Below are 3,347 nucleotides of genomic sequence, written 5' to 3'. Positions count from 1 at the left end.
TAGCTAAGGGCCAACCGGCGACAGCAAGGGAGAAAGTGGGGATGTAGCTCAGGTGGGAGCGCACCTGCCTGATAAGCGTGAGGTCAGGAGTTCGATCCTCCTAAGCTCCACCAAAATAGAAGCGAGAGGCGAGAAAGCATCTTGCAGCTAGAAAATGCACCTTGAAAACTGAACAATGCAAGAGAAACAGCGAACTGGTCAAGTAAGGAAGGGCATAGGGTGAATGCCTTGGCACCAGGAGCCGAAGAAGGACGCGGTAAGCTGCGAAAAGCCTCGGGGAGCCGCAAGCAGGCGTAGATCCGGGGATATCCGAATGGGGAAACCCACTTAAGAGAAGCTTAAGTACCCACTACTGAACAAATAGGTAGTGCGGAGGCAAACCAGGGGAACTGAAACATCTAAGTACCCTGAGGAAAAGAAAGAAAACTCGATTCCCTAAGTAGCGGCGAGCGAAAAGGGAGGAGCCCAAACCGTAAGAAAACTTACGGGGTTGCGGATATGCAAAAGAGGGAGAAGACTTGTAGCTAAAGAGGTCTGGAAAGGCCCACCGAAGAAGGTAAAAGTCCTGTAGGCGAAACGAGGGGACTCCTGAGCATACTCCAGAGTACCACGAGACACGAGAAACCTTGTGGGAAGCAGGGGGGACCACCCCCCAAGGCTAAATACTACCTGGTGACCGATAGCGCATAGTACCGTGAGGGAAAGGTGAAAAGAACCCCGGGAGGGGAGTGAAATAGAACCTGAAACCCTATGTTTACAAGCAGTGAGAGTTCCATAAGAGAACGATCGCGTACTTTTTGTAGAACGGGCCAACGAGTTACGGTATGCAGCGAGGTTAAGCAGTTTTACTGCGGAGCCGAAGCGAAAGCGAGTCTTAAAAGGGCGGATGAGTTGTATGCCGTAGACCCGAAACCGGGTGACCTATCCATGGGCAGGATGAAGCGGGAGTAAAATTTCGTGGAGGTCCGAACCCATTAGTGTTGAAAAACTACGGGATGACCTGTGGATAGCGGAGAAATTCCAATCGAACTCGGAGATAGCTGGTTCTCCCCGAAATAGCTTTAGGGCTAGCCTCGGAGGTAGTGAAACGGAGGTAGAGCACTGAATGGCCTAGGGGCCCTCACCGGTTACCAAAGCCTATCAAACTGCGAATGCCGTAATCATAACTCCGGGAGTCAGACTACGTGAGATAAGTTTCGTAGTCAAAAGGGAAACAGCCCAGACCGACAGCTAAGGTCCCAAAGTACAGGTTAAGTGGGAAAGGATGTGGGATTGCACAGACAACTAGGATGTTGGCTTAGAAGCAGCCATACATTCAAAGAGTGCGTAATAGCTCACTAGTCGAGTGATCCTGCGCCGAAGATTACCGGGGCTCAAACCTGACACCGAAGCTTCGGCTTGATGTAGAACCAATAGTATTCTTTAGGGAAATTCCTAAGGGGATGAAAGGAGATCTTCTAGGAAGATTTGGAGTCTAAGAAGAGGGCAAGAGAAGTTAGGACAAGATCCAAAAATCTAAAACCTAGAGGGTAGTATTGGTTCTACATCAGGGGTAGGGGAGCATTCTGTACGGGCAGAAGCCATACTGGAAGGAGTGGTGGACTGTACAGAAGAGAGAATGTTGGCATGAGTAGCGAGAGGTGGGTGAGAATCCCACCCGTCGAAAGCCTAAGGGTTCCTGAGGAAGGTTCGTCCACTCAGGGTAAGTCGGGACCTAAGCCGAGGACGAAGGTCGTAGGCGATGGAGAACAGGTTGAGATTCCTGTACCACCGAAGATCGATAGAGTGATGGGGTGACACAGGAGGATAGGTAAAGCGCACCGTTGGTTGAGTGCGTCTAAGCCGGTAGGGAGAAGAGCCAGGCAAATCCGGTTCTTCGATAATCCTGAGAGGTGATGGGGAGCGAAAAAAGGAGTAGCGAACTTACCGAATCCACACTGTCAAGAAAAGCCTCTAGCGAGATCTAGGTGCCCGTACCGCAAACCGACACAGGTAGGCGAGGAGAGAATCCTAAGACGAGCGAGAGAACCATTGTTAAGGAACTCGGCAAAATGACCCCGTAACTTCGGGAGAAGGGGTGCCACGGTAGGGTTAATCGCCCGAGGTGGCCGCAGAGAATAGGCCCAAGCGACTGTTTAACAAAAACACAGGTCTCTGCAAAGTCGAAAGACGAAGTATAGGGGCTGACGCCTGCCCGGTGCTGGAAGGTTAAGGGGACGTGTTAGGGGAACCGAAGCACAGAACTTAAGCCCCAGTAAACGGCGGCCGTAACTATAACGGTCCTAAGGTAGCGAAATTCCTTGTCGGGTAAGTTCCGACCCGCACGAAAGGCGTAACGATTTGGGCACTGTCTCAACAATGGACTCGGTGAAATTGTAGTACCAGTGAAGATGCTGGTTACCCGCAGCAGGACGGAAAGACCCCGTGGAGCTTTACTGTAGCCTGACACTGGATTTTGGTATTGCATGTACAGGATAGGTGGGAGACTAAGAAACTTGGACGCCAGTCTAGGTGGAGTCGACGTTGGGATACCACTCTTGTGATACTGAAGTTCTAACCATGAGCCGTAATCCGGTTTTGGGACACTGTCAGGTGGGCAGTTTGACTGGGGCGGTCGCCTCCTAAAGAGTAACGGAGGCGCCCAAAGGTTCCCTCAGCGCGGATGGAAATCGCGCGTAGAGTGTAAAGGCAGAAGGGAGCTTGATTGCGAGACAAACAGGTCGAGCAAGGACGAAAGTCGGGCTTAGTGATCCGGTGGTACCGAGTGGAAGGGCCATCGCTCAACGGATAAAAGCTACCCCGGGGATAACAGGCTTATCTCCCCCAAGAGTCCACATCGACGGGGAGGTTTGGCACCTCGATGTCGGCTCGTCTCATCCTGGGGCTGAAGTAGGTCCCAAGGGTTGGGCTGTTCGCCCATTAAAGAGGCACGCGAGCTGGGTTCAGAACGTCGTGAGACAGTTCGGTCCCTATCCGCTGTGGGCGCAGGAAATTTGAGAGGAGCTGTCCTTAGTACGAGAGGACCGGGATGGACGTACCTCTGGTGCATCAGTTGTTTCGCCAGGAGCACAGCTGAGTAGCTATGTACGGACGGGATAAGCGCTGAAGGCATCTAAGCGCGAAGCCCCCCTCAAGATGAGATTTCCCATCCGAAAGGAGTAAGACCCCAAGGAGACGACTTGGTAGATAGGTCGGGGGTGTAAGGGCAGTAATGCCTTGAGCTGACCGATACTAATAGGTCGAGGACTTGACCAGTTTATTGTTAGCCCTTAGGGGTTAGCAGCAAAAGATTCTCTTTGCATTGTTTAGTTTTGAAGGTACATTCGTTGCCAGAAAAAACTGGCAAC

At 51.8% G+C, this 3,347-nt stretch carries 1 rRNA gene; it reads left to right on the top strand.

The annotated features are described in order from the left end of the window. Positions 1-196 precede the first annotated feature (196 nt). Positions 197-3,255 (top strand): 23S ribosomal RNA (locus tag AN619_RS14975). Positions 3,256-3,347 lie beyond the last annotated feature (92 nt).

Origin of the sequence: Thermotalea metallivorans, from assembly GCF_001562415.1 — a bacterium.
Taxonomy (GTDB): domain Bacteria; phylum Bacillota; class Clostridia; order Peptostreptococcales; family Thermotaleaceae; genus Thermotalea; species Thermotalea metallivorans.
The sequence above is the reverse complement of the archived record's forward strand: the minus strand, read 5'-3'. Positions and strand labels throughout refer to the sequence as shown.